The organism is Halalkalicoccus subterraneus (assembly GCF_003697815.1).
In the GTDB taxonomy this organism is placed as follows: Archaea; Halobacteriota; Halobacteria; order Halobacteriales; family Halalkalicoccaceae; genus Halalkalicoccus; species Halalkalicoccus subterraneus.
Genome location: NZ_RDQG01000001.1, coordinates 22,303 through 48,072, shown reverse-complemented (window position 1 = coordinate 48,072; position 25,770 = coordinate 22,303). Strand labels below are relative to the sequence as shown.

The following is a 25,770-nucleotide window of genomic DNA, read 5'->3' as shown; positions in this document are numbered from 1 at the left end:
GAGTCCCTCGTTGTGACAGTACACGCAGTCGAAGTTACACCGATCGGTCAACGAGATCCGAACCCCCGTCACCTCCCGTCCGAAATCGTCGGCGAGGACACTCATGACTTCCTCTATCAAGCGGAGGAACTTAAACTGATGGTCACGTTCGACCGTGAGGTAACCAGTACTGGTTACCACGAACGGGCGACCAGCAGCGTGAGGAAACAGAACATGAACGCCGCGGCGAGCGCCCCGACGACGTTCAGCGCATCGACGGTAACGACGTACAGCGAGAGGAGATAGAGCACCGTGATCCCGAACCCGAGGCCGGCGACCGGTCCGATATCACTCCCGACGTGAGGGACCGATTCGTCGAGCCGTCGCTCCGGGTCCTCGGCGCGCCACTCTCCGTCGACCCGTTCGAGGACGATCTCCTCGCCTTCGATACCGCCGAGACTGCTGGGGCTGTAACCCATATCTTCGATCACGCGCGCGAACTTGAAGCGGTCGCTCCACGGAATCGGTTTCTCGAACTCCTCGACGACGTAGGCGTCGTGGGGAAGCCGGTACCACAGCCGGATCGTCTCGGCGTCGTGGTCGACGACGGTCGCGATCCGTGCGCGCAATCGATGGTCATCGACCGACCGGAGTTGGATCCGACCGAGTTCATCGGCGAGGGCGTCGGCGTCGGAGTCCACTGCGGCGGCCCCGTCGGCCGATCGTACTGTCGTTCGGCCGCTGGTGTCGTGTTCGTGCGGATCCATTGTCTCCCTCCCTCCGCCGTGGGATGGCCATACTACTCGGTCGACCGACATACATATTGTGTCCACAACGCGACCGTTCAGAAGCCTTATCGGCGCGAGAACGCCTATCGCGACCATGGACGAAAACGCCGTCCTCGATCGCCTGCGCGGAGTCGAGGACCCCGACCTCGGCGACGACATCGTCTCGCTCGGCCTCGTCAACGAGGTCGCCGTCGACCCCGATCGGGTGTCGATCTCGCTGGCGCTCGGCGCGCCCTACTCGCCGACCGAGACGGGGATCGCCGCCGACGTCCGCGAAGCGCTTTCCGATCTCGATCGAGAACTCGACCTCTCGGCACACGTCGACAGCGGGCTGTCGGCCGACGAGCAGGTGCTCCCGAACGTCGAGAACGTCATCGCCGTTTCCTCGGGAAAAGGCGGCGTCGGGAAATCGACCGTTGCAGTTAATCTCGCGGCCGGTCTCTCCCAACTCGGCGCACGGGTCGGCCTGTTCGACGCCGACATCTACGGACCAAATGTACCGAGAATGGTCGACGCCGACCAGCGCCCGCAGGCCACCGAGGAGGAAGTCATCATTCCCCCCGAGAAGTTCGGGATGAAACTCATGAGCATGGACTTTTTGGTGGGGAAGGACGACCCCGTGATCTGGCGGGGTCCGATGGTTCATAAGGTCCTCACGCAGCTCTGGGAGGACGTCGAGTGGGGCCACCTCGATTACATGATCGTCGACCTTCCCCCCGGTACCGGCGACGCCCAACTGACGCTGCTTCAGAGCGTGCCCGTCACCGGCGCGGTGATCGTCACCACCCCACAGGACGTCGCGCTCGACGACGCGAACAAGGGTCTGCGGATGTTCGGCCGCCACGACACCGTCGTCCTGGGCATCGCCGAGAACATGAGCGGCTTCGTCTGTCCGGACTGTGGCTCCGAACACGAGATCTTCGGGAAGGGCGGCGGGAAGGCCTTCGCCGAGGAGAACGAACTGCCCTACTTGGGGGGGATCCCGCTCGACCCCTCGGTTCGGACCGGCGGCGACGAGGGGAAACCGATCGTCCTCGATTCGGACAGCGAGACCGGCGACGCCTTTCGCGTACTCACCGAGAACGTCGCGAACAACGTCGGCGTGACGAAGCGCCAGCAACAGAGCCAGAAATGAGCGGTTCGGAGCTTCCGGAGACGGACCGCGTCCGGCTGCTCCGCGAGACGGCAGACGACCTTCGAGGGGAGAGTTCGGAAAGCAAACAGCTGGCGGCGGTTCTCTATCGGGTGAGCGATCTGTACGACGACGAGGAAGAGACGAGCCCCGGGGAGATATACCTCGCTGTCAGGAACATCTTGAACGTCAAGGAACGCGGTGGACTGGGCCGATAAGGGCGACGACAAGAGGTTTCCGCGCACAGCGACTGGTTCCGAATATGGACGCGAACCAACTCTCTTCGAGCAACCCGTTCGGGATGGACGAGGACTGCACGAACTGTCCCGAACTCTGCGAGACCCGAAGCGAGATCGCCCACGGCTACGGCGACGTCGGGGCCGAATTCCTCTTCGTCGGCGAACGTCCCTCGCCGGGTGCGGACGAGACGGGAATTCCCTTCTTCGGTGACGAACGGGGCGAAGCGTTTCAGGAGGTCCTTCGCGCGCTCGGTTTCGCGACACAGAACCCGGGCGAAGAGCCCGAACTCGACAACGCCTACTGCACCCTGCTCACGCGCTGTCGCCACCCCGAGCGCCCGCCGACGGACGGGGAGATCGCGAACTGCGAGCCGTACCTGAATGCCGAGATCCGAATGATCAACCCCGAAATCATCGTTCCCGTCGGTGAGCGTGCCCTCCGGGAGATCGCGACCGAGTACACCACGACCCCCGCCGAGGAGTTCGACGTCGAAGTGGATCACGCGACCGAGATCCGCGGGCGCGGGTTCGAGATCGTGCCGATGGTCCATCCGACCGAGGGGACCGACGAGCAGCGCGAGGACTTTTTGCAGGCGTTTTCGGATCTATTCGGTCGGAATTATCGACAGACGAAGGGTCGACAGGGTCGGTAGCGTCCTCACTTCGCCTCGAAGCTGGCGTCGTAGCGGACGTACCAGTGTGCGAAGGCGACGAAGACGGCGAGCGCGCCGAGAAACATGCCCACGAAGCCTGCGACGGGTCCGGCGATCGAGACGAGCGGTCCGGCGACGACCTCGCCGCCGATGGACATCAACGTGATGATCGCGAACCCGAGGATGAATCGAGTGACGGCGTTTCGCTCGATCGGGTTGTGCACCATGCATTTATTACGTAAATATGATACATAACGGTTCGGGCCGTCGGATTGAAGGCGAGCGAGCGCGATTTCCTGAGAAGTCTGCTTACCAGTAGGGCGTTCCCGATTTCCCCCCAACCAGCGCTCCAAGCGTGCTCGCGGTGGCGACGACGACCGTGAGGACGACCACTGTGGCGACCGCTGCGAGGTCGCCGAGCAGGGTACTCGCGAACGTGACGAGGGTACCGACGACGAGGACCGCCGTTCCCGTCAGGAGGGCGGCGATCGCAATGGACTCGGCGTGCATAGTTGTGAGACGTGCTACCGGGGCATAAGGAACGCGTCCGGTAGCTTATGCGTTTCCGGACCGTAGCCGCGTTCGATGGTCACCCGCGTTACGGGATGGGGAGAATCGAATCGTCGGTGGTCGCCGTGATCCGGCGGCTGATCGGTGCGCTGTTCTCGTTGCTGAGCCTGCTGGTGTTCGTCGGCTTGCTGCTGGCGCTGCTCTGGTCGGCCTCGCTGATGGGGCTGGTCGATACGGGCGGCGTCGATTCGCCCGTGGTCGATGACGTCGTCGAGCCGCCCGATTGGTTCATCGATTCGCCGTTCGTCTGGGAGGTGCCCGCCGAAAGCGAGGGCAGCGAACCGCCCGAGGTCGATTCCGACCTCCCGCCCGCCGAAGGTGATCCCGGCACCACCTCCGCAGGCGACGTGAGCTCCGAGGAGGTCGAAGCCGAGATCCACGAACAGATCAACGAGATCCGTGCCGACCACGGACTCTCGCAGTTGGAGCACGACGACGAGATCGCTGTCGTCGCCCGGACCCACAGCCAGGACATGAACGAGCGTGACTACTTCAGTCACACCAATCCCGAGGGCGAGTCGCCCGCGGATCGCTTCGGGGACCTCTATCCGAGCGAGTGTCGCGCCGTGGGTGAGAACCTCGCGTACATCCAGACCGGGTTCGGCTCGGGCGGTTCCGCCGAGGAGATCGCCGACCGGATCGTCCAGGGGTGGATGGACTCGGAGGGACACCGCGAGAACGTCCTCCGCGAGGGCTGGGACAGCGAGGGCATCGGTGTCTACATGGCTGATGGCCGGGTCGACGCCACCCAGAACTTCTGTACGACGACCTGATCCGGGACCCGCAGGTTGAAGGCGCTCGCTGGCCGACTGCCGACGATGACCACCGTTGCCGTTCTGGCAGACCCGCCGCGACCAGGCCTCGTCCTCTCGAAGCTCGGCGAAACTAGCCCGCTCTCGCCCGAAGACGCCGCCGACTGTTACGAGGCGATGCTCGCCGACACGTGTCTCGCCGTCTCGCGAAGCGGCGGCGAACTGCTCGTCAACTACCGTCCAGCGGAGCTACTGCCCGACGAGCACGCTGCCGATCCCGAAGGCGAGATCCGTACGGTTCTCGACGGCGTCCTCGACGAATCGCCGCGCATGGAGGTACAGGTCGGCTCGACGCACGCCGCGCGGGTCGGAAACACGATCACGCACCTGCTCGAAAGCGAGGACGTCGCGAGCGCGGCGGCGCTCTCGCCGACCGCCGCCCTGTGTTTTCGCACCCATATCGACAGCGCGGCGATGAAGCTACGTAACACCCCCGTCGTGCTCAGCCCCTCGACCGACGGCCGGGTCGCCTTCGCCGGCTTCACCGAATCGATCGACTTCGACGGTGCGTATGATCCGCCCGCCGTCGAGACGCTGGCGTGGCGTGCCGGTGACGCCGGCCTCGAAACCGACTTCCTCCCCCTGTTGCCGACCGTCGAGACGGGCGCGGACCTCGCGACCGTCGTCTCGCTGGTCCGGGCGCGGCGGATCGCGGACCGGATCGTCCCGCCGAACACCGCGGCGTGGATCGAGGAGGAGGGGCTGCGCGTCGAAAACGGCGATCTCGTATCGAATCGGTAGCGTCCCGACGCCGTCGGATCGTCCGATCACCGAACTTCACGACATCGCCCGCCTCGAGAGCGAGCGGATCCCTTCGAGACGACCCTATCCTCCTTCGGCGTGAGTAGCGGACCTCGTATCGGTCGCGGCGGAGATCGCTGCTGCCAGTTCGTCGGCACGCTGTGATCCGATGACGACCGATTTCGCGTTCGCTCGGTGTATCTCGATTCCGTCTCCCCGGTCGGTCATGTACGCGATCGTATCCGGCGTCCACCGGATCCCGATCCCACCGTACGAAAGTAACCCGAACCTCGTGGTTTCGACCCGCTCTACGTCGTCAAATGGAACATGCCGAAACGTGCGGTGGATGGGTCCGAACCGAACGTAGACGCCGTCCTCCCGTACTTCCGTTGTGAGCCGAATGGCGAAAAACAGCGCGGCGACGGCCGCGAGGACCACCAGTGCGGGTATGGATCCCACCGGGATCGTGACGACGACAATCGCGCCGAGGAGGAGCCAGACCCACGGCTGTCGCATCCGTTGTGTTTCCCGAAACGAGGGTGATCGGGGCATACGTGGGGTGGTTTGGGCACGCTACATAAGCGTTGTGTCGCCGAAGATCACGATCGGACTGGACCCGTAGACGATCCAGGGGACAACCCCTGGGGGTCGTAGACCTGCGACTGATCGCCCTGCTCTTTAATCCCTTCGCCAGAAGTGTTCAGACACGATGATCGGACTCACACTCGGCAAGAAAGCGCTGAAGTTCGGGTACAAACGCGCGGGTATCCCCGGTGCGATCGCAACCGGTAGCGCTGCTGCGGTCGGCTACGTCGTCGTCAAACGCGCTCTCAAGTCGAACACGAGCGGGGGTAACATCGACGCGGCGATCGATACCGATCAGATCAAATCGGCCGTCGATGAGGACGGAGTCGGTGCGGTCACCGACAAAGGGACGCTAGAGTCCGCCGTCGACAAGGACCAACTCGGGAGCGACGTCGACATGGGGGACGTACAGTCCGACGCCGAAGACGAAACCGAGGACATCGACCAAGGCTCCGACCCGGATTCGACTGAGTGAGCTAGACGGCTTACAGACAGTGTGGTCGAGATCCACTCGACGAGCGCCTTTTCGACGGCGCTGCGATTGATGTCGGTGTGCGAGCGGCCGTTCGACGGGTCGCCATCGATGTTCTCGTCGATGAGCCGGCGATCGTTGAGGAACTCTTTTCAGGGGCCGGAAACGAGTATCACTCCGTCGATGTCGCTCCCCCCTTGCGCTGGTCGAAGCCGATGGCCGACGCCCGAACGCTGACCGACGCTTTGGTCGGTCGCGGTCGATCCGTCGGCGGTGGAGTAAGTGCTTTGAATCGCGTGACGGGAGCGAAATCCGACGACACACCGAACTGATCGGTGGGGTGGCAGAGCGGCCCAATGCGCCTGCCTTGAGAGCAGGTGTCCGAGAGGACTCATGGGTTCAAATCCCATCCCCACCGCGTTTTCCGGCAACTCCGCCGTACTCACGAACCTATTAGTCATCCCCTCCCGCGAACTCTGCATGACGACTCCCACTCCCGAAGGGCGGATCACCGAGCGGGTCGCGAGCGCGGAGCGCTCGGCGATCCGCGTGATGTTCGACATGGCGGAGGCCCACGACGGCGACCTCGTGAGACTGGAGGTGGGCGAGCCGGACTTCGATACGCCCGACCACATCGTCGACGCCGCGGTCGAGGCCGCTCGCGGGGGCGAGACCCATTACACCTCGAACGCCGGCATGCCCGCGCTCCGCGAGGCGATCGCCGCCGAGAGCGAGGCGCTGACTCCCGCTGGTGTGGTCGTCACGACCGGCGGAATGGAGGCGCTCCATCTGGCGATGCTCACCGTCGTCGATCCCGGTTCGGAGGTCGTGATCCCCGCGCCCGCGTGGCCGAACTACCGCACTCAGACCCGACTCGCCGGCGGCGTCCCGATCGAGGTCGCGCTCCCCGAAGCGGAGGGGTTCGCGCTCGATCCGGCGACCGTGATCGACGCGATGGACGAGGAGACCGCGGCCGTGGTGCTGACCTCGCCGTCCAACCCGACGGGACGGGTGTTCGACCCCGAAGCCATCCGCCAGGTCGCCACGGCGGCCGCGGAGTACGACGCATACGTGATCGCCGACGAGGTCTACCGCGGGCTCGTCTACGAGGGCGCGGACCGTGCGGTCGCGAGCTACGTCGACGATCCCAATCGAGTGCTCACCGTCGACTCCTGTTCGAAGCGCTACGCGATGACCGGCTGGCGACTCGGCTGGCTCGCCGGGCCGCCGGGAGTGCTCGACGAGGTGGCGAAGGTCCACGAGGTCACGACCGCCTGCGCCTCCAGCGTCGCCCAGCATGCCGCGCTCGCGGCGATCACCGGAACGGAGGAGTCGACCCGCGCGATGTACGATGCGTTCGCCGAGCGCCGCGAGTACGTCGTCGACCGGATCGCCTCGATTCCAGCCATCTCGGCGGTCCCGCCCGAGGGCGCCTTCTACGCCTTCGTCGACGTGAGCGCGCTGCCAGGCGACACGCTCTCGATCGCGAAACGCCTGCTGCGCGAGTACGGCGTCGTCACCGCCCCCGGTAACGGCTTCGGCGAGGCGGGTGCGGGTTATCTCCGGGTTAGCTTCGCGAACGACCTCGAACGTATCGAGGTCGGCTTCGACGGGATCGAGGCGATGGTCCGCGAGGAGACGTGACGGTGACTCAGAACACGAGCAACGCCAGCATCTCCTCGGAACCGGTCGTCAAGGTCCAGTAGAGGATCAGGAACTGGATCGCGTTGAACAGCCCGTGGATCACGGCCGGGACGACGATGTTGCCGCTGTACTCGTAGCTCACGCCGAGGATCACGCTGAGAACGACGTAGGTTATGAGTGTCGCCAGCAGCCCTTCGCCGGAGAGCGAGCTGACGTGGGCTACCGAGAATATGACGCTCGCGGTCCCGATCCCCAAGAGGACACCGAATCGATCCCTGAGCAGCTGCTGGACGATCCCGCGAAAGAGCAGCTCCTCGCCGGGACCGACCAGCAGGATCGACAGCGGGACGAGAACGAGGAGGAGCTCGGGGTTCTGCGTCCCCAGATCGACGAGGCTGTGATCGGCCGATTCGATCCCGAAGGTCGTCTGAAGGATGCCGACCAGGATCAGCGCGCCGAACAGGGCGATCAGGCCGGCCGCCATCCAAATGAAATCGCGCAGACCGGGTACGGCGGCTCTGAGCAGGCCGAATCCGTCATCTCGCGTCGAGAGGTAAAACAGCGCGACCGAGCCGAACCCCAATCCTTGGAGGGTGACGACCCCGACGACGATCTGGAGCGTCGGCCGTTCGAGGAGGTCGATGCCGAAGGCTGTGAAGAGAGCCATCGCGAGGGACATGAGCAGCGTGCCGACGAGGAACCCCGCGATCGGGATCGCGACGACGGTAGAGAGCGTTTTCGCGTACGCCAGCGGCCCCGCATTCATCGTTCGAGAAGCCATTGGCGGTGGTTCGTGCCGACGTACCTTTTTCCTGTCGTTCGGCCGCGACACACAGTAACCTTTTTTCGCCTATCGCGCTCACCTCCGGTATGGACTGGCCGCACGACCCCGACGGCGACGAAGGGAGCGAAGGGATGCGACAGTACGGGATGGCGATCTTCGCGAAGAAGGTCGACGAGGAGGGGGACTTTCCCCTCCGATTCGAGGACTTCCTCGCCGAGTACGGCGACGACCCGATCCGGATCAACTCGGCGAAAGTCGTCCCTGCCCGCGATATCCTCGACAGCGTCGACACCGAGGAGGTCCCGAACATCGTCGAGTTCCATCGCGCGATCGGCCGGGCGATGCGTGCGGGCGGGTTCTGGGACTACCACCCCGTCGGCTCGAACCCCGACCGGAAACCCGCCTAATCGTCGTACTCGATCAGCGGCGCTTCGGACTCGGTCTCCGGTCCCGTATCGCGAGCCTCCGCGACCGCCGAGGTCAGCATCTCGATCGCGACGGCGTTCGTCCCTTCCGGCACCACGAGGTCGGCCCGCTTTTTCGTCGGCTCGACGAACTGCTCGTGCATCGGCTTGACCGTCGAGAGGTACTGCTCGATCACGCCCTCCAAACTCCGCCCGCGTTCGAGGACGTCCCGACGGATTCGCCGGAGGATGCGAACGTCGGCGTCGGTCTCGACGTAGAGGCGTAGATCGCACAGATCGGTCAAGACCTCGTCGTACAGCGCGAGAATCCCCTCGAGAACGAGGACGTCTGCCGGTTCGACCCGGACTCTCTTGTGGGTCCGGCTGTGTGTCTCGAAGTCGTACTGGGGCATCTCGATCGGGCGACCCGAACACAGCTGCTGGACGTGCGCCCGGAGGAACTCCCAGTCGAAGGCGTTCGGGTGGTCGTAGTTGATCGCCTCGCGCTCGGAAAAGGAGAGGTCAGTACGGTCCTCGTAGTAGTTGTCCAGCGGGAGGTGAACCACCGTCTCGTCGAACCCGTCGGTGATGTCCCGGGCGACGGTCGTCTTCCCCGCGCCGGTGCCGCCGGCGATCCCGAGCACGAACGAGGGACTGGTCATCACCGCATCTGACACGTGCGAGGGTTTCAACGTCCCGGTTCCGGTTCAATCAATCAATGTTGACCGTGAACGTACCACATAAGACGCCATAACTCTGCCGGGAACACACTTTAGACCGTATGTGACAACTATACGCATATGGTTGAGGATCTCATAGTCAAGGAGGCGATGACGACGGCCTACGTGGGGGTGAGCGAGTCGGACACCGTCGGGGACGTCATCGACGTCATGATCGGCGACGGCGTCAGCGGCGTGGTCGTCCTCCGGGGAAAGAACGCCGTCGGGACGGTCACCGAACGCGATCTCCTCCGGGCGGTTACTGCCGGATCGATATCGGACGACACGGGGATCGCCTCCGTGATGTCCGGACCGGACCCGAGCGTCAAGGCCGACGTCCCCCTCTCGGAGGCCGCGAGCACGCTCTCGACGGGGGACAAACATCAACTGCTGGTGCGAAACGGCGAGGGGCTCGTCGGCGTGTTGACTCCACAGGACGTGCTCACCGCGGCCGCGTCGTCGCTGTCGTCGCCCGAACGCGAGATCGAAACGATGGGGCGTTCCGAAGAACCCGAGGAAGAGGACGGCCAGTACTCCACCCAGAGTGTCTGTGAGGTCTGTGGCTCGCTCATGCCCGGGCTCGAATCGGTCAACGGCCAGGCGGTCTGTGCGGACTGTCGGGGCGTCTGATCCAGCAGTTCTTTGTTCCCCACGGTCCCTGGTCCGGTGATGCGGATCGAATCGCCCGTTCCCGCCGACACTGACGAGATCGCCGAGCTGTGGGTCGCGCTCGCCGACGGCCAGCGCGCCTTCGGCTCGCACCTCGCGGCGGCGGCGAACCGCGAGCGCATCGGGGAGACGATCGCCCACCAGATCGCTGAGGACAACCTCCTCGTCGCACGTACGGAGGGAGAGATCGTCGGCTTTGTGATGTTCACCGTCGAGTACCGGCTGTACGCCGTCGACACGACCCGCGGAATGGTCCACAACGTCTACGTCGTTCCCGAGAAGCGCGGCGAGGGGATCGGCGCGGCGCTCATGGACGCCGCAGAGGCGGCGCTGGTCGAAAAGGGTGCGGAGGCGATCGCCCTGGAGGTGCTTGCGGAAAACGAAGCTGCCCGGGCGTTCTACGCCGACCGAGGATACGGCGCGCATCGTCTCGAACTTGAAAAAGGAGTCGAAACCGATAACACCCCGTAGCGGCACCTCACACATGCGCCAAGGGAGCTTGGGTGGTCCAAGCACCCGACTTGTAATCGGGAGTTCGGGGGTTCAAATCCCCCCCTTGGCTTCGAACAAAAATACGTCTTGAAACTGCCAGGATAGCGACTGCGATCGAGATGGTAATTACTACGTTCTCACCGATGGCGTTATTTTAGAGTACACTTGCGAGGAGCACCTCGAGCGTACTATCGAACGGGCACAGGCATAGGTCCTCTACGGGAGACTATATGAGTACCATCCAATTTGGTAGCGTCCATTTTCCATCTTCTTCATCCTTCGCAAGTGATCCATCATCACGTACTCGTATCAACCGTACATCCTTTGATTCAGTACGCTCACCTGTAAGATAGTCTACTTGTGTATCAACGACAATATCCGCGGAAACTGCACTATTCTCTTCTACACTAACAAGTTTAAATGATTGAAGACTCCTGTGTTGAAGATTTCCACTAACTTTATCAACATCTTCGGGAGAACCATCCGATTTTTGGAAGAACGACGCCAGGAGGTCATAGCGCTTTTCCTGCCATTTGTGGAGATGATAGACTAATGCATATTCCGGCGTCCTCTCTGCGTACTCATCTATTGTTCCGCTAGCAGGGATGGTATCACCGACGATAGGATTCCTAGGCTCACATTCATTTTGCTTCTCCCTTCTCTGTTCAGTTTTCCTCATAGTCTCAAGAGCTTCCCTGAGTGAGGCGTCTTGATCGTCCTGCTCAGGAGGGTCCAATTCACCGTCTTGTGCTTTCTGAGCCCACTCACCAGCAGCGAACAGAAGTGCCCACGATTTAGCAGCCACTAACTTGTTATCATAGCACAAATCCATCCCGTGCATGATTCCGTGCCGATAAGGGATCTCGATCTCGGCGGTCCGTGTTTTTAAACGACCCCGCATAATCACATCTTTCAATCGCTCTAGCCCGGTTGAGTGAGCAGCAATGGAATTCCACGCTTCGTGGTTAGCGCTTTCTGCCGACAGGTTACCTCCTTCTCCAGTAGAATTGACATGTGCCTGTTGGACCATTCCATCTGCTAACGCTATCACTACTGGAACAGATGCATGATATCGATTAGCAACATAGTCATCCAATGCTTTTTGTGCGAGTTCCCATCTCGATTGAGATGTGCCTTCCTTATCTGGCTCGATATATTCCTTGTCAGTGAACCCCTCCACCTGCTTCAAAACATTCAATTGATAATCGATAGTATCCTCATCATAAGATTCTACCAACACTTCTTCTGCCGCTTCCTTATTGCCCTCATCGGCTAGCTCAACAGCTTCTTGAGCGACAGAAGCATTTAGGTGCTCATAACAGATCCATCCATTTTCAATAAAATGATTATTGAAGTCGTCCGGTAGTCGCGAAAGCTCATCCGCCCACACATCGAAATCCTCGACGCTTTCGCTATTTATACCGACACTGACGAGGAACTGGTCTGGCAAAACAGATGTAAGCTCATTTATCGAATCAGCCATTTGAACCATTTCCTGGATTTTGTCGATATCGCGTATCTTGTCGTCTGCCATGCTAACTTATAGCACTTAAATCTACAAAAAAGTGTTTAACTAATCATACACTTGTCCAGGACCCGTAGTACGCGATATCGCCGAGCAGCGCGTCGGTTGTATTGTACTCATAACACCGATAGTCCTCATGCCGGCGTCGCGAGGCGCGCGACGCCCCAGGAGAGCTGTCTAGTCATTTTACCGTCATCTTCCACAATATCAATCCAACGTAAAGCTGGTTTAGCTTTGAACGACGCCATCAAGAGTCCAGCCCCCCTACCCTAAACAAAGTGACCTACAGCGACGGCGAGATCCGCGACGTCCTCGGCGAGATGCCCCACGGCGGCGGGGAGCACTACTCGGACAAACTCAACCCCGACACTACCGACGTGACCGTCTCCACCCTCTCGGAACTCGAAGAAGCCGTAGGACCGGATCACGTCGTCCACGTCGACTCGGACATCTATTTCGGCTCGACGGAGATCGACATCGGCCGATCCACGCTGGTGGGCGACAGGGGGTGGGACGGTTCCGAGGGCGCGCTGTTGCACACCGACGTCGAGGGCCACACAGAGGGCGGCACGGGGTCGGATCGCCCCTACACGATGCTCTACAGCACGGCGACCGAGACCACACCTCGAATCTCGGGTCTTCGGCTCCGGGGGGCTTCGCACGACCGCGAGGAGTACGCGCCGAGCGATCCGGAGCTCTACCCGAACACCCTCGCCCGCGCGATCACGCTCGAAGGCGAGGGCGGGGAGGTCGACAACTGCGAGATCTGGGGCTGGACGTGGGCGGGGATCCACGTCAAGGGCAGCCTCCCGGAGGATCGCTGGACTGACGACGTCCGGATCCATCACTGCCACCTGCACACCTCGAAGCAGGACGGCTACGGCTACGGGATCGACGTCTGGATGGGGTTCGCAGGGATCGACCACGTCTACTTCAACGAGCAGCGCCACGCGATCGCCGGCCAGGGGAGACACCGCTGCGGGTATCGCGCCTCGGAGATCGTAACCGGCCCCGACCAGCGAGGCCACACGATCGACATGCACTGTCTGACCGAGAACGGCATCTCGCACAACACGACCGAGCGCGACCCCGACTTCGGGCTCCGGGCCGGCAGAGTCGTCGAGATTCGCGACAGCACGTTCCTCCACGACTCGGCCGCCATCGCGACCTGCCGCGGCCAGCCCTGGGAGCGCTTCGAACTCGTCGATTGTTGGATCAGCCACGACGTGATCCCCGAGTCGAACGCCGGCAACGCGAGGGTCGGGAGCTGGTACCAGCAGAACGTCCATGGGGTCACGGGCAGTGACGGCGAGCGCTACGATCCGCTGGTCCCCGAGGGGGAGTACACCGACCGCTGGCGGACCGCCGGTAACGAGACAGGGGCCTCGAATCCCGATGACGACTGGAGTTCGACTGTCGGTGCGTCGGTCGATCTCGAGAACCCGCAAAGTAGCCCTGCCTATCGAGGTTACGGTGGTGATTCACACGGTTAACTTACACCCTGTCGGGAACGGGGACGACGAGGACACTGGAGATTCGAGTGATGAAAGTGCCATCAACGACCCCGGTGATCGTATTGGCCCACGATGTTCGTTCCGTTCGGGCCACACCACTCCGGGCGTCGAACCGACGGGATCGAGGGTATCTCTCGAATCGGGTTTTAGCGTCTGTATATCTATATGGCCGCTGGTCGTAGATAGAGAGGCTGGCTGACCGTCAGCAGGACGTGGGGAGGAGAGTGCCCTGAAACCGCTATGGCTTGTCGTTCCCGCTCAGTCTGACACACGGCAACCGTCTCCGATGGGACGAGCACTGCTCGTTCGTTTCCATCCATCGAATACGACGACCGTTCTTCGACCAGTGGATCGAACTACCGCGAAGGGGCGAACAGCCACCCGGTCAGGACCAGTCCCGCCGCGAGCAGTGAAGCGAGTGTGACGAGCAGGATCTGAGACATGCCTTGTTCCATCCCTCTGCTTCAGTAGATATCCTACCGATGGGGCTTGAATCATGAATGGTACTCAATTCACGATTTCGTGAGGGTTCGACATCTGTCGTAGAGTAGTTTTATTATCGACGAACGATTCGATCGAACCGAAAACGCATGACTGCAATCGGCGATCAGCGACCGACCTCGCTGCCGGACGAACTGTCCTCCTCGACCGCCAAACTCGTGTATCTCTCCCTCTCGTCCGACGGGTTCGCGACGGTCGATCGGTTACGAACCGATCTCGGCGTGTCGAAGCTCACCCTGTTTTCGGTGTTACGGGAGCTTCGAGAGACCGGTCTCGTCGAGGCCCGCGACGGCGGCTACGCGACGGTCCGATAACGAACGCTACTACGAGAGGGGTGTCCGAACTCGGTCATGACCGAGTCGTCCCGCTCGAATACGCGTGATGCCGTTTGCCGTTCGCGGGAGTGCTCCCAGTAAAACGGAAGGGGCGGGATTCGAACCACGCGAAGCCTGTTGCACGGAAACTCGTGCGTCGGCGCTCTACCACTGAGCCACCCTTCCTCGGGTCAGCTACGATACAGATAGGCAAGAAACCAGCGGTCAACGGGCGGGTCATATATATGGACGGCTCTCGGACCAATCGGTATGTTACTTTCCGGCACTGTCGTCGTCGACGCGTCGACAGTTATCGAATCGGGTGCGGTCGTCGTCGAGAACGAGCGGATCGTCGCCGTCGGGGACTGTGGGGACCTCCTCGAACGCTATCCCGAGCACGAACACCGAGCGTTTGACGTGTTGATGCCCGGGCTCGTCGGCGCGCACGTCCACTCGGTCCAGAGTCTCGGACGGGGGATCGCCGACGATACCGCCCTGCTGGAGTGGCTTTACGAGCACGTCCTCCCGATGGAGGCCGGCATGGGTCCCGAAGCGATGGAGGTCGCGGCGCTGCTTGGCTACCTCGAACTGATCGAAAGCGGCGTCACGACCTGTATCGACCACCTCTCCGTCTCACATGCCGACCGGGCGTTCGAGGCCGCTCGTGAGGTCGGGATCCGAGGACTGCTCGGGAAGGTCCTGATGGACAAGGACGCTCCCGAGGGCCTGCGCGAGGACACCGACGCCGCCCTCACCAAGAGCGAGCGTCTCATCGAGCGATACGACGGCGCGAACGACGGTCGGATCCGCTACGCCGTCACCCCCAGATTCGCGGTCTCCTGCACCGAGGACTGTCTCCGTGGAGCGCGCGCCCTCGCCGACGAGTACGGCGTCCGAGTTCACGTCCACGCGAGCGAGAACCGCGACGAATGTGCGGCGGTCCGCGATGAGACCGGCATGGAGAACGTCGAGTGGCTCCACGAGGTCGGACTCACGGGGCCGGACTGCGTGCTCGCCCACTGCGTCCACACCAACGAGCACGAACGGGAACTCCTCGCAGAGACCGGAACCCACGTCGTGCACTGTCCCTCCTCGAACATGAAGCTGGCAAGCGGGATCGCACCCGTCGAGGAGTACGTCGACCGGGGAGTTAACGTCGCGCTCGGCAATGACGGCCCGCCGTGTAACAACACGCTCGACCCCTACACCGAGATGCGCCAGGCGAGCCTGCTTGGAAAGGTCGACGCGCTCGACCCGACGAGCCTCCCGGCCCGAACCGTCTTCGAGATGGCGACGGTCAACGGCGCGCGTGCGGCGGGGTTCAAACGGGTCGGTGAACTCCGTGAAGGATGGCGTGCCGACATCGTCGGGCTCACGACCGATCTGACGCGCGCGACGCCGATCCATGACCTGCTCTCGCATCTCGTCTTCGCCGCCCACGGCGACGACGTGCGCTTTACGATGGTCGACGGGGAGGTACTCTACGACGACGAAGCGACGACTGTCGACGCCGAGGCAGTGAGAAAACGGGCTACCGAACTCGCGAAAACGGTCGTCTGAGTCAGTAGCTACGGATCTTCGGCTCGTAGGTCTTGTCTTCGCCCTCGAGGATCACGGGTTTGTACCAGAGCTCGGGCGTGCCGTTGTTCCACGACAGCAGCGTGTGTTTGAGCCATTTTTCGTCCCTCCGTTCCTGATACTCCTGGCGCCAGTGGGCACCACGGAACTCGTCGCGTGCGAGCGCACCGAGCGTGATCGCCTCGGCGGTGTCGATCAGGTTCCGCATCTCGATGGTCTGCTGGAGGTCGGTGTTGAAGGTGCGCGAAGGGTCGTCGACGTAGACGTCCTGGTACTGTTCTCGCACCTCACGAATGTCACGCAGTGCCTGCTTGAGCCCCTCTTCGGTCCGAAAGACGTTGACGTTCCGGGTCATCGTCTTCTGAAGCTTCTCGCGGAGTTCTGCCTGCTGGATCCCTTCGTCTTTCTCCATCAGGTGATCGATCCGCCGGTTCTCGGCCTTGAGGGCTCGCTCGACGACCTCGTTCGGTTCGGGAATGACACCTGCCCCCTCGCTTCGGGGATCCCCCCCGTCGGCGACCGCGTCCTCGTCGGTGTCGCCCGCGTGAATCGCACCCGGTGCGACCGGGGTATCGACCTCTCCGATCTCCGTGTCCTCGGTCTTGCCCGTCTCGATGATCGCCTCGCCGAGGTCCGTCCCGGACGCGTGTCGGCCCGCACGCGCACCGAAGACAATGAGTTCGGGTAGCGCGTTGCCGCCCAAGCGGTTCGAGCCGTGAACCGAGACACAGGCACACTCGCCGACGGCATAGAGTCCGGAAACGAGCGTCTCGCCGTTCTCGTCGGTTTCGATCCCGCCCATCGCGTAGTGCTGGCCGGGCTTGACCGGCATCGGCTCGACCAGCCCGTCGACACCCTCGAAGTCGCCCGCGAGATGCAGGATGTTCTCCAGTCGGTCGATGATGCGCTCCTCGCCGAGGTGGCGCATGTCGAGGTGAACGTACTCGTCGTCGACGCCACGACCCTCGTTGACCTCGGTGAGCTCCGCACGCGCGACCACGTCCCGGGAGGCGAGCTCGCCGGAGTTCGATGCGTAGCCGTGCTCGAACATGAACCGCTCGCCCTTCTCGTTGTAGAGGATCCCGCCTTCCCCTCGAACGCCCTCGGAGATCAGCACGCCCGTCGAGGGCAGCGTCGTCGGGTGGAACTGGATGAACTCCATGTCCTCCATCGGGACGCCCGCCCGGTAGGCCATCGCGGGGCCGTCGCCCGTGTTCGAGACGGCGTTGGTGGTGTGATCGAAGACCTGGCCCGGGCCGCCGGTCGCGAGGATGACGCCGTTTCGCGCCCGAAATCCCGCGACCTCGCCGGTCTGGACGTCGAAGGCGACGACCCCGTGACACTCGCGTTTCTCGGGGTCGGGGTCCTCCGTCACCGCGAGGCGGCTGACGTACCACTCGTCGTAGACCGTGATCCCGCGTTTGACGACCTGCTGATACAGCGTGTGCAGCAGGTGGTGGCCGGTTTCGGCCCCGGCGTAGGTGGTTCGCGGGAACGACAGTCCGCCGAACGGGCGCTGGGAGACCCTGCCGTCCTCCTCGCGGGAGAACGGCATCCCCCAGTGTTCGAGCTGGATCGTCTCCTTCGGGCTGTCCTGACAGAGGGTCTCGATCGCGGGGGCGTCCCCGAGGTAATCGGATCCCTTCATCGTGTCGTAGGCGTGGTCCTCCCAGGAGTCACCGTCGCGCAGCGCGGCGTTGATGCCGCCCTCCGCCGCGCCGGTATGGCTGCGAACGGGATGGAGTTTCGTGACGAGCGCGACGTCCGCGCCCTCCTCGTGGGCCGCGATCGCGGCTCGTAGCCCGGCACCGCCCGCGCCGACGACGAGTACATCGTGTTCGTGCATGAGTTGTGATTGAGAGTGTGTCGTATTGAGGCTGTGGTCTGTGTTGCTGTCGTTCTCCGGTTACCAGAACTTGAGGTTCTTCTTGACCGCTTCGCGTTTCAGTTCCTGGATGTGTTCCGTAAGTGGGATGTCCTTCGGGCAGACGTTCGTACAGGAGAACTGGGTCTGACACCGCCAGACACCGTGTTCCTGCTCGATGATCCGCAGGCGGTGGTCCTGCATGTCCTCGCCCTCGCGTTCGTCCATCGCGAACCGGTAGGCCATGCTGATCGGCGCCGGGCCGAGATACTGGTCGTCGCCCGCCGCGATATTACACGAGGACATACACGAGGCACACCAGATACACCGGGTCCCCATCTTGATTTTCTCCCTGTTTTCGCGGTTCTGGCGCTGCTCTGCGAGTTCGTCGTCGGGCGCCTCGTTCGTCTGGAAGTACGGCTCGACGGCCTCCATCTGTTCGTAAAACGAGTCCATGTCCACGACGAGGTCCTTGACGACCTCCTGGTGAGGAAGCGGCTCGATCCGTACCGGGGTATCGAGCTCCGCGATCTGGGTCTGACAGCCCAGCCGCTGGCGGCCGTTGATGAAGAAGGCGTCCGACCCGCAGATCGCCTGCCGACAGGAGTGTCGGAAGGTGAGCGAGGAGTCGTAGTGATCGCGCGCGTACATCACCGTGTCCAGCACGGTCATCCCCTTCTCGAAGGGCACCTGAAACGTATCGAAGCGCGGCTCCTGTTTCCCTTCGACTTCCGGGTCATACCGGAAAACCTTGATCTCAACGGTCTCCTCGTCCTCTCCGGCGCGCTCCTCGCTCTCTTGCTTGTTTCGTTCCGCCCGATCGGCTTTGTCCTGTAGCCGCCGGTCCTGGTGTGACGAGCGGGGCCGCGATTCGCCCGCGTCGACGTTCGATTCGTCCTGCTCCTGTGGAACGTGTGTGCTCATTGTGTTGGTGTGTCGGTAGCGTATCAGAACAGTGCAATACCTGCGAACGCGTTTGCCGTGCGGATCCCCTGAAAGATCAACAGGGCGCTCGCGACGACGAGCACCCACTTGACGACCGTTTTCTGGGTCCCCTCGAGTCCCTGGTTGGTCAGACCGTTGTAGACACCGTTGACGCCGTGGAACGTCGCGGTGATCAGGAACAGCACCATCAGCGAGTAGTAACTCAACGTACCCATTCGGTACTGACTGCCCGCGAACGTGATCTCCGAGGCGTGATTCACGAAGTGCAGCAGGAAGAAATGGAAGGCGAGTACGATGACCAGAAACGCCGCCGTGATCCGTTGAATCAGCCAGAGGCTGCCGTTGGAGTTGAACGAGGAGTAACGTTCTGCCATCTCAGAACACCCCCTCGATGAACGTCGGCACGCTCGCGATGGCGATCAGGCCCGTCACGATCAGCGCCGCGTAGAAGCTCTTGTCCTGTGATTCGAGTCCCACACCCAGATCGACCATCAGCAAGCGGACGCCGTTGAGGATATGGAAGACGGCGACCGACAGCAGGCCGACCTCGAGGACGCGCACGATGAAGAGACTCTCCAGGCTCTGAAGCGTCTCCGTGTATACGCCCCCACCGATGGTGGACGTACTCAGGACGGCGATGTGTGTAAACAGGTAGCCGATGAGGACCCAACCGGTGAACTTGTGGAAGATCCATGCCCACATGCCGGCGGTGAACTCGCGCCACCGGCCGAAGTCCTCGACGAGGCCACGATTGTACGACTGACTCATTCGTGCTTGAGCCTTGGCCTCATGGGGTAAAGAGGTTACTACACTCATCCGTGTCTACCTCGCCCGACCGTAGTCGAGCGGCGCTACTCGCCCGCCAGATGGCGCGTCTCGACGATGTGTCTGATCCCCTCGTCGAGTTCGACGAGATGACAGATCGGGTTGCCGGGATAGACGACGGGGTTCTCGAGGACGCCGACTAACAATCCAGTGAACGGGGCCTCGACGGTGTCGTTCTCGGTCATGAATGGGTTGGTGATGGTACAGATCGGTGTGCCCTCGTGGACCAGGGCGCCACGCTGGTGGTGCATGTCGACGATCCCGCCCGAGTCCGCCCGGATCCACGTCTTCTCCAGATCGTCATGGATGACGGTTCGCCAGCCGGGCCACCGCACCCGCGCCCCCGGGCGGAGCCCGTATTCGGCGAAGACGCTCTCGGTGCCCACGAGCGCTTCGTCGATCAGGTCGCGCTGGAAGCGGTGAGCCTCGCCCATTTCGATCGTCACCGCCGGAACGCCGTCGTCGCTGGCCTCCCGGCGGAGCGTCCCCTCCGGGCCCTGCCCGGCGATGATGACGTTCGAGGCGAACGCCCGGGCGAGCCGTTCGACGTCGGAGTCCTCCATGTCGGCTCTGACGTGAAGCATGTTGTTTCGCCCGCGCGTGGACGTGTGGAAGTCGAGCACGAAATCACACGGCTGGATGAAGTTGGTGTAGATCCGGTGGGCCATCCGCCGGGCGCTCGTGCCGGTTTCGTAGCCGGGGAAGGATCGGTTGAGGTCCCGGTCCAGAATCGGGAGATAGCGCTGCTGGGCGAGGAATCCGGGGACGTTGATCACGGGCAGACAGACGATGGTGCCATGCAGATCACTGTGGTCCCACTCGTAGGCCACGGCCCGAACCACCTCGATACCGTTGAGTTCGTCGCCGTGGGTCGCAGCGGTGAGACACGCGGTCGATCCGGAGTGTTCGCCGTTGACGATCGTGACGGGGATTCGGACCGGGTCGCCGAGGTACGTCTCGCTGACGGTGTACCGGATGTTGGCCGTCTCGCCGGGGGCGACGGTTCCCCCGTTGTACGTGAACGGCTCGGGCGAATCGCTCATAGCGAGGATTGTGCCCGCAGCGTATAATAAGCCATCCAGTCCGCACCGGCAACGTTTTTGCATTCTCCGTGAGTTGTCGGAGTATGGAACCAGGGAGCGTTCGTGTCGGCGTGTTGAGCCTGCACAGTAGCAAGGAGACGAAAGCCATCCTGAACGCCATCGAGGACCTCGGCCACGAGGGGGAATGGATCAGACAGGAGAACACCGCGATCGAGATCGACTCGGAGGGTGTGCATCTCGAACCCGACGTCGACGTGATCGCAAACCGATTGCTGCTCTCGAATACGGGCCACCCGAGCGAGGAACTCGGACTCGCGACGACCTACGAGTCGTTGCGCCCGATGCTCAACAGGCCCCAGGCGACGCTGACGGCCCTCCACAAGTTCGCGACCGGTGTGCGCCTCGCCGACGCGGGCGTCCCGGTGCCGGACGCGCTGCTCGCGCTCGACAACCGCCGGCTCAACGAGGGACGCGGCGAGTTCGGCGAGGAGGTCGTCTACAAGACCGCCATCGGTACCCACGGCGGCGGGACGTGGAAGATCGGCCCCGACGAGACGGTCAACCCTCGTGTCGGGAACCGCCAAGCGTTCCTCCAGAAGCTCATCGAACGCGACGGCGAGCGCCACCGTGACCTTCGGGTGTACGTCGTCGGGGACCGGATCATCGGTGCGATGAACCGCTACGCGCCGGAAAACGATTGGCGGACGAACGTCGCGCTGGGCGGTGACGTGGAGAACGCGACCGACGACATCCCCAGCGAAGCCGTCGAGATGGCGACGACGGCCGCCGACGTGGTCGGACTGGATTACGCGGGCGTCGACCTGATCGAGGGCGAGAACGGCTGGTTCGTCCTCGAGGTCAACCCCACCGCCGGCTTTCGAGGGCTGTATCGCGCGGCGAACGTCAGTCCCGCACCGTATATCGCCCAGTTGGCGATCGAACTCGGCGGCGGCGAGGTCGACGAGGAGCGCGTCCACGACCTCTCGGCGACGCTCGACGACTCGCGACCCTCCTCGATGCCGCCCGAAGCGGAGCAGATCCGCGACGAGGCCGCAAGCATCGGCTACACCGAGGAGGTCCACGTCAGCGGGACCAGCGGGAGCCAGACCGTCATCGCCAAGTCCGACACCGGTGCGGCGAGAACGAGCATCGACACAGGACTGGCCGCAGAGATCGGCGCCGGACCGATCAAATCCATCACGCGCGTGCGCTCGGGCAGTTCGAAGTCCAGTCGCTCGCGGCCCGTCGTCGACCTCGTAGTCGGCGTCGCGGGCAACCAACACACCGTCACCGCCAGTATCGAGGACCGGAGTCACATGGATTACGCCCTCCTTCTCGGTCGGGACATCCTCGAGAACTACCAGGTCAACGTCCGGCGGCGCGCCGAGGCGGAGGACTACGATCCCGAGAGGGAAGAGGAGGAGGAGGAAGAGGAGCGGTAGGCGACTTCAGTCCGACTCGTAAGCCGCCCAGACGTACTTCGTCCCGGTCGACCGGTAGGGACGCCACGCCTCCGCGATCTCGCGCATCTCGGCGCGAGTGAGTTCCTCGCCGTCGTTGTATAGCTCCTCGATACCGCGTCTGACCGCGAGGTCTCCCAATGGGAGGACGTCCTCACGTTCGAGAACGAAGAGGAGGTACATCCGGGCGGTCCACTCGCCGATCCCGCGGATCCGTGTCAGCTCCTCGATCACTTCCTCGTCGGTGTGATCAGCGAGCGCTTCGCGACTCAGATCGCGTTCGAGAAACGCCTCCGCGGCGGTGTTGACGTACTCCGCTTTCCGTCTTCCCAGTCCCGCAGCGGCGAGTTCCTCGTCGTCGGCCGCAAGGACGGCCTCGGGCGTGATCGGGCCGTCGAACAGCGCATAGACCCGCTCTCTGACCGCGGCCGCGGCCGCCGTCGAGATGGACTGGTTGATCACCGAGACGACGAGCCGTTCGAAACCCGACTCCCATTCTTGTTCGGTGTACAAGTCGTATTCGTTGATCACCGTTGCCATCACGGGATCCTCGCGCAGGCGCGCGAGCGCGGCGTCTGTCATCGGACCGGGTAGGGACCCCGATCACCTGACGGTGTCGGTTCCCGTCGCTGGACGTCGGTTCGCCGCTCGACGCTTCGACGGCAGCGTGATAAACTAATCATCAGTTGTTAATCTCGGAGAGGGAAACGTTGAAACGGGTAGCAGACGCACTGGCGGTATGGAGATCAACGATATCAACACCATAACGGTTCTCGGTGCCGGAAACATGGGCCACGGGATCGCGGAGGTCGCCGCGATCGCCGGCTACGACGTGTACATGCGTGACATCAAGGATGAGTTCGTCCAGAACGGCTACGAGCAGATCGAGTGGAGCCTCGGAAAGCTCGCCGAGAACGACCGGATCTCGCAGGAGGAGGCCGACGCCGCCCTCGATCGAATCACACCCGTCGTCGATATGGAGGAATCCGTTTCCTCGACCGATTTCCTGATCGAGGCGGTGCCCGAACAGATGGAGATCAAAAAGGACGTCTACACCGACGTCGAAAAGTACGCCCCTGACGAGGCGATCTTCGCGACTAACACCTCCTCGCTGTCGATCACCGAACTCTCGGAGGTCACCGAGCGACCCGAGCGCTTCTGCGGGATGCACTTCTTCAACCCGCCGGTTCGGATGGATCTCGTCGAGGTCATCACCGGCGAACACACGAGCGAGGAGACGCTCGAACTCACTGAGGCACTCGCGGAGGACTTCGGGAAGACCCCCGTGCGCGTCCACAGGGACGCACCCGGCTTCATCGTCAACCGCGTGCTCGTCCCACTGATGAACGAGGCCGCGTGGCTCGTCAGCGAGGACGAGGCGACGATCACCGAGGTCGACTCGACGACGAAGTTCGACATCGGCCACCCGATGGGTGCGTTCGAACTCGGCGACCAGGTCGGCAACGACGTGAGCTACCACGTCCTCCAGTACATGAACGAAGTGCTGGGCGAGGCCTACGAGCCCGCGCCGCTGCTCGCAGAAAAGGTCGAAAACGAGGAGCTCGGGAAGAAGACCGGCAAGGGCTTTTACGACTACGAGGACGGCCCCGGTGCCGAGATCCCGGCCGACGAAGGATCGGAGTTCGTCGAGGCCCGGCTGCTTGCCTCGATGGCAAACGAGGTCGCGAAGCTGATCGGCGGGGACATCGCCCCGCCCGACTCGATCGACGAGGCGGTCACTCTCGGTGGCGGCTGGCCCGAGGGGCCCGTCGCCGTGGTCGACGAGTACGGGCTCGAATCGCTGCTCGAAACGCTCGAATCCGCATACGAGGAGACGGGCCACGAGCGGTACCAGCCCGACGAATACCTCAGAGAGCGCGCCGATGCCGGCGGGTTCTACGACGCCGTCGAGGAGACCGATTCGGACGGCTACGAGTACGACGTCATCGCAGTCGAGATCGACGGGCGGGTCGGTCACCTGTCGATAGACCGGGCCCACCGAATGAACACGATCACGACGGACATGATCGAGGAGATCGACGACGCGCTCGACAAACTGACCGAGGACGACGCGGTTCGCGCGATCCTCCTGACGGGCGCAGGCGATCGGGCGTTCTCGGCCGGCTTCGACGCCTCGACGGCCGCGGCCGGTAGCGGCCTCGAAGCCGCCGAACTGTCCCGACGAGGACAGGAGGTGTTCGGTCGCCTCGAGGAGGTCCCCAAGCCCGTTCTCGCGGCGATCGACGGCTACTGTCTCGGCGGCGGGATGGAGCTTGCGGCCTGTGCGGACATGCGGATCGCAAGCGAGCGCTCGCAGTTCGGCCAGCCCGAACACAACCTCGGCCTCATGCCCGGTTGGGGTGGGACCCAACGTCTTCCCCGAATCGTCGGCGAAGGTCGCGCGAAAGAGATCATCTTCACCGCGGACAACGACTACGAGCCCGAGACGATGTACGATTACGGGTTCGTCAACGAGGTCGTTTCGACCGAAGAGTTCGACGAGCGCGCCCGCCAGATCGCAGGCGACCTCGCGGGCGGGCCGCCGATCGCACAGAAACTCACGAAGCGCGCGATGCTCGCCGGCAGAGGTGATATCGATGCCGGTCTGGAATACGAGGCAAGCGGGTTCGGCCATCTATTCACCACGGACGACCTCTGGGAGGGCCTCTCGGCGTTCCAGAGCGATCGCGATCCGGAGTACGAGGGCGAATAAGCCGACGAGGAACGGAACGTTTAAACGAATCTGCCGGGAACGATAGAACGCGATAGCTCGGTTGGTGTAGTCCGGCCAATCATATTGGCCTTTCGAGCCGATGACCGGGGTTCAAATCCCCGACCGAGCATTCTTCGATTCATCGATTTGGGTGCGGGCTCGCTCGCTATCGAATAAACCGACTTTCAGCAGTGTAGCGGGAACAATACCCGGCCCTGCTCAGCGGTTGAGAAGGGACCGGACAGCCGATCCGAGAGAGGACTGGTCCTTGGGGACGGTCACGCGCTGGTCAAGCGGTGCCGTCTCGAACTCCCCTTCCAAGTAAGGCTCGAACATCGCCGTTAGCGACGTCGGGACGATGAGTCCGCGCGACTGGTTGTACTCGATCACGCCGTAATCGTCGAGTTTGGGAAGGTGGGACTGGTACAGCGCGATGTAAACACGTTGACGCTGGTCGGAACTCAGTTGTTCGACGGGAATCTCGTTTTCCCAGGCGGCGATCGCTTCTGCGACGGTTCGCATATCAAATTTTCTCTGTTCAGGGCGGGAAGCGAAGTACCGCAACACGGCACGTCGCCGACCGTTCTGAAGGAGGTGAAATAGGTCGTCCTTCGACATGGTGCGACTGTCCTCTGTCGATTCAACGGCGGTGTCTTCGGCGGGCGGCGTCTGGATACTCATGATGCCTACTAACACATATTTTCAAAAGCATAATAAATACAGAATATCGTTCAATGGTTTTCGCAGTCATTAAATCTAAGTGAACTGTTCATCTATCGGGACAGTAGTGGAACTATCAGAAAGT

The 25,770-nt window shown here is 62.7% G+C and carries 30 protein-coding genes, 4 tRNA genes and 1 pseudogene; 19 read left to right on the top strand and 16 right to left on the bottom strand.

Annotated features, from left to right (window positions below; genetic code table 11):
* Both EAO80_RS20155 and EAO80_RS00270 read right to left on the bottom strand, forming a co-directional pair.
* A pseudogene (locus EAO80_RS20155) lies at positions 1-105 on the bottom strand (GTP 3',8-cyclase MoaA); the annotation flags it as partial.
* A gap of 68 nt (positions 106-173) precedes the next feature.
* Positions 174-746, bottom strand: a complete 573-nt coding sequence (locus EAO80_RS00270) for a hypothetical protein (protein WP_245998368.1) — start codon at positions 744-746, stop codon at positions 174-176.
* 115 nt (positions 747-861) lie between these two features.
* Between EAO80_RS00270 and EAO80_RS00265 the strand changes: the two genes are divergently transcribed.
* The 3 genes from EAO80_RS00265 to EAO80_RS00255 are packed head-to-tail and all read left to right on the top strand — an operon-like array spanning position 862 to position 2,791.
* Entirely contained in the window at positions 862-1,902 is a 1,041-nt protein-coding gene (locus EAO80_RS00265; protein ID WP_122087948.1) for an Mrp/NBP35 family ATP-binding protein, read from the top strand.
* On the top strand, positions 1,899-2,117 hold the full coding sequence (locus tag EAO80_RS00260; RefSeq protein ID WP_122087947.1) for a hypothetical protein: 219 nt from the start codon (positions 1,899-1,901) through the stop codon (positions 2,115-2,117). Before EAO80_RS00265 ends, EAO80_RS00260 begins: the two co-directional genes overlap by 4 nt.
* Positions 2,118-2,161: 44 nt before the next feature.
* Positions 2,162-2,791: a uracil-DNA glycosylase gene (locus EAO80_RS00255; RefSeq protein ID WP_122087946.1), complete on the top strand. Its 630-nt coding sequence runs from the start codon at positions 2,162-2,164 to the stop codon at positions 2,789-2,791.
* A 5-nt stretch (positions 2,792-2,796) separates the two neighbouring features.
* On the opposite strand, the gene EAO80_RS00250 is transcribed toward EAO80_RS00255, so the two are convergent.
* Positions 2,797-3,018: a hypothetical protein gene (locus EAO80_RS00250; protein ID WP_122087945.1), complete on the bottom strand. Its 222-nt coding sequence runs from the start codon at positions 3,016-3,018 to the stop codon at positions 2,797-2,799.
* Positions 3,019-3,100: 82 nt separating this feature from the next.
* On the bottom strand, positions 3,101-3,301 hold the full coding sequence (locus EAO80_RS00245) for a hypothetical protein (RefSeq protein ID WP_122087944.1): 201 nt from the start codon (positions 3,299-3,301) through the stop codon (positions 3,101-3,103).
* 95 nt (positions 3,302-3,396) lie between these two features.
* Between EAO80_RS00245 and EAO80_RS00240 the strand changes: the two genes are divergently transcribed.
* Together EAO80_RS00240 and EAO80_RS00235 are read left to right on the top strand one after the other, a co-directional pair.
* Positions 3,397-4,134: a CAP domain-containing protein gene (locus tag EAO80_RS00240; protein WP_122087943.1), complete on the top strand. Its 738-nt coding sequence runs from the start codon at positions 3,397-3,399 to the stop codon at positions 4,132-4,134.
* Positions 4,135-4,179: 45 nt separating this feature from the next.
* The gene (locus EAO80_RS00235; protein ID WP_122087942.1) at positions 4,180-4,914 is read left to right on the top strand and encodes a hypothetical protein; all 735 of its coding nucleotides are present in this window, start codon (positions 4,180-4,182) and stop codon (positions 4,912-4,914) included.
* Positions 4,915-4,998: 84 nt separating this feature from the next.
* Here EAO80_RS00235 and EAO80_RS00230 read toward each other — a convergent pair whose 3' ends face one another.
* Complete coding sequence (locus EAO80_RS00230; RefSeq protein ID WP_122087941.1) at positions 4,999-5,466, bottom strand: hypothetical protein; 468 nt, start codon at positions 5,464-5,466, stop codon at positions 4,999-5,001.
* 157 nt (positions 5,467-5,623) lie between these two features.
* Between EAO80_RS00230 and EAO80_RS00225 the strand changes: the two genes are divergently transcribed.
* The 4 genes from EAO80_RS00225 (at position 5,624) to EAO80_RS00210 (ending at position 7,615) form a co-directional block, all read left to right on the top strand.
* Positions 5,624-5,974 (top strand): hypothetical protein, encoded by a 351-nt coding sequence (locus tag EAO80_RS00225; RefSeq protein ID WP_122087940.1) that lies wholly within the window; start codon positions 5,624-5,626, stop codon positions 5,972-5,974.
* A 77-nt stretch (positions 5,975-6,051) separates the two neighbouring features.
* A complete protein-coding gene (locus EAO80_RS19320) occupies positions 6,052-6,303 on the top strand; it encodes a hypothetical protein (protein WP_162993813.1) in 252 nt (83 codons plus the stop codon).
* A gap of 2 nt (positions 6,304-6,305) precedes the next feature.
* Positions 6,306-6,389: transfer RNA gene (locus tag EAO80_RS00215), tRNA-Ser, on the top strand.
* Between the two features lie 62 nt (positions 6,390-6,451).
* The gene (locus tag EAO80_RS00210) at positions 6,452-7,615 is read left to right on the top strand and encodes a pyridoxal phosphate-dependent aminotransferase (RefSeq protein ID WP_122087939.1); all 1,164 of its coding nucleotides are present in this window, start codon (positions 6,452-6,454) and stop codon (positions 7,613-7,615) included.
* A gap of 7 nt (positions 7,616-7,622) precedes the next feature.
* Here EAO80_RS00210 and EAO80_RS00205 read toward each other — a convergent pair whose 3' ends face one another.
* Positions 7,623-8,396 (bottom strand): CPBP family intramembrane glutamic endopeptidase, encoded by a 774-nt coding sequence (locus tag EAO80_RS00205; protein WP_122087938.1) that lies wholly within the window; start codon positions 8,394-8,396, stop codon positions 7,623-7,625.
* A gap of 89 nt (positions 8,397-8,485) precedes the next feature.
* Here EAO80_RS00205 and EAO80_RS00200 point away from each other — a divergent pair, with 89 nt between their 5' ends.
* Complete coding sequence (locus EAO80_RS00200; protein ID WP_122087937.1) at positions 8,486-8,806, top strand: DUF5785 family protein; 321 nt, start codon at positions 8,486-8,488, stop codon at positions 8,804-8,806.
* Here the strand turns inward: EAO80_RS00200 and udk are convergent.
* Positions 8,803-9,465, bottom strand: coding sequence for a uridine kinase (udk, locus tag EAO80_RS00195; RefSeq protein WP_122087936.1), 663 nt, complete (start codon positions 9,463-9,465; stop codon positions 8,803-8,805). The two genes, EAO80_RS00200 and udk, sit on opposite strands and share 4 nt — an antisense overlap.
* A 138-nt stretch (positions 9,466-9,603) precedes the next feature.
* Between udk and EAO80_RS00190 the strand changes: the two genes are divergently transcribed.
* The 3 genes from EAO80_RS00190 (at position 9,604) to EAO80_RS00180 (ending at position 10,753) form a co-directional block, all read left to right on the top strand.
* A complete protein-coding gene (locus tag EAO80_RS00190; protein WP_122087935.1) occupies positions 9,604-10,152 on the top strand; it encodes a CBS domain-containing protein in 549 nt (182 codons plus the stop codon).
* 39 nt (positions 10,153-10,191) lie between these two features.
* Positions 10,192-10,662, top strand: coding sequence for a GNAT family N-acetyltransferase (locus EAO80_RS00185; protein ID WP_122087934.1), 471 nt, complete (start codon positions 10,192-10,194; stop codon positions 10,660-10,662).
* A 17-nt stretch (positions 10,663-10,679) separates the two neighbouring features.
* A tRNA-Thr gene (locus EAO80_RS00180) sits at positions 10,680-10,753 on the top strand.
* Between the two features lie 156 nt (positions 10,754-10,909).
* Here EAO80_RS00180 and EAO80_RS00175 read toward each other — a convergent pair.
* Positions 10,910-12,217 carry a hypothetical protein gene (locus tag EAO80_RS00175; RefSeq protein ID WP_122087933.1) on the bottom strand — a complete coding sequence of 436 codons (1,308 nt, stop codon included), beginning with the start codon at positions 12,215-12,217 and terminating at the stop codon, positions 10,910-10,912.
* 269 nt (positions 12,218-12,486) lie between these two features.
* On the opposite strand from EAO80_RS00175, the gene EAO80_RS00170 reads away from it, so the two are divergent.
* On the top strand, positions 12,487-13,701 hold the full coding sequence (locus EAO80_RS00170; protein WP_122087932.1) for a hypothetical protein: 1,215 nt from the start codon (positions 12,487-12,489) through the stop codon (positions 13,699-13,701).
* Positions 13,702-14,312: 611 nt separating this feature from the next.
* The gene (locus tag EAO80_RS00165; protein ID WP_122087931.1) at positions 14,313-14,537 is read left to right on the top strand and encodes a helix-turn-helix domain-containing protein; all 225 of its coding nucleotides are present in this window, start codon (positions 14,313-14,315) and stop codon (positions 14,535-14,537) included.
* A gap of 104 nt (positions 14,538-14,641) precedes the next feature.
* Here the strand turns inward: EAO80_RS00165 and EAO80_RS00160 are convergent.
* Positions 14,642-14,723 (bottom strand) — tRNA-OTHER (locus EAO80_RS00160).
* An 84-nt stretch (positions 14,724-14,807) separates the two neighbouring features.
* On the opposite strand from EAO80_RS00160, the gene EAO80_RS00155 reads away from it, so the two are divergent.
* Positions 14,808-16,097: a 5'-deoxyadenosine deaminase gene (locus EAO80_RS00155; protein ID WP_122087930.1), complete on the top strand. Its 1,290-nt coding sequence runs from the start codon at positions 14,808-14,810 to the stop codon at positions 16,095-16,097.
* A 1-nt stretch (position 16,098) separates the two neighbouring features.
* On the opposite strand, the gene EAO80_RS00150 is transcribed toward EAO80_RS00155, so the two are convergent.
* The 5 genes from EAO80_RS00150 to EAO80_RS00130 all read right to left on the bottom strand — a co-directional run bounded on the left by EAO80_RS00150 (position 16,099) and on the right by EAO80_RS00130 (position 20,792).
* The gene (locus EAO80_RS00150; protein WP_122087929.1) at positions 16,099-17,961 is read right to left on the bottom strand and encodes an FAD-binding protein; all 1,863 of its coding nucleotides are present in this window, start codon (positions 17,959-17,961) and stop codon (positions 16,099-16,101) included.
* Between the two features lie 60 nt (positions 17,962-18,021).
* Entirely contained in the window at positions 18,022-18,903 is an 882-nt protein-coding gene (locus tag EAO80_RS00145) for a succinate dehydrogenase/fumarate reductase iron-sulfur subunit (RefSeq protein ID WP_122087928.1), read from the bottom strand.
* 23 nt (positions 18,904-18,926) lie between these two features.
* Positions 18,927-19,298 (bottom strand): succinate dehydrogenase, encoded by a 372-nt coding sequence (locus tag EAO80_RS00140; protein ID WP_122087927.1) that lies wholly within the window; start codon positions 19,296-19,298, stop codon positions 18,927-18,929.
* 1 nt (position 19,299) lies between these two features.
* Entirely contained in the window at positions 19,300-19,692 is a 393-nt protein-coding gene (gene sdhC / locus EAO80_RS00135) for a succinate dehydrogenase, cytochrome b556 subunit (RefSeq protein WP_122087926.1), read from the bottom strand.
* Between the two features lie 83 nt (positions 19,693-19,775).
* Complete coding sequence (locus tag EAO80_RS00130; RefSeq protein ID WP_122087925.1) at positions 19,776-20,792, bottom strand: succinylglutamate desuccinylase/aspartoacylase family protein; 1,017 nt, start codon at positions 20,790-20,792, stop codon at positions 19,776-19,778.
* Positions 20,793-20,875: 83 nt separating this feature from the next.
* Here EAO80_RS00130 and EAO80_RS00125 point away from each other — a divergent pair, with 83 nt between their 5' ends.
* A complete protein-coding gene (locus EAO80_RS00125; RefSeq protein ID WP_122087924.1) occupies positions 20,876-22,234 on the top strand; it encodes a RimK family alpha-L-glutamate ligase in 1,359 nt (452 codons plus the stop codon).
* Positions 22,235-22,240: 6 nt separating this feature from the next.
* Here EAO80_RS00125 and EAO80_RS00120 read toward each other — a convergent pair whose 3' ends face one another.
* Complete coding sequence (locus EAO80_RS00120) at positions 22,241-22,834, bottom strand: DNA-3-methyladenine glycosylase family protein (protein WP_122087923.1); 594 nt, start codon at positions 22,832-22,834, stop codon at positions 22,241-22,243.
* A 157-nt stretch (positions 22,835-22,991) separates the two neighbouring features.
* On the opposite strand from EAO80_RS00120, the gene EAO80_RS00115 reads away from it, so the two are divergent.
* Both EAO80_RS00115 and EAO80_RS00110 read left to right on the top strand, forming a co-directional pair.
* Positions 22,992-24,965 carry a 3-hydroxyacyl-CoA dehydrogenase/enoyl-CoA hydratase family protein gene (locus EAO80_RS00115; RefSeq protein ID WP_122087922.1) on the top strand — a complete coding sequence of 658 codons (1,974 nt, stop codon included), beginning with the start codon at positions 22,992-22,994 and terminating at the stop codon, positions 24,963-24,965.
* Positions 24,966-25,020: 55 nt separating this feature from the next.
* Positions 25,021-25,095 (top strand) — tRNA-Glu (locus tag EAO80_RS00110).
* A gap of 89 nt (positions 25,096-25,184) precedes the next feature.
* Here the strand turns inward: EAO80_RS00110 and EAO80_RS00105 are convergent.
* Positions 25,185-25,583, bottom strand: a complete 399-nt coding sequence (locus EAO80_RS00105) for a DUF7344 domain-containing protein (RefSeq protein WP_449404312.1) — start codon at positions 25,581-25,583, stop codon at positions 25,185-25,187.
* Between the last annotated feature and the right edge of the window lie 187 nt (positions 25,584-25,770).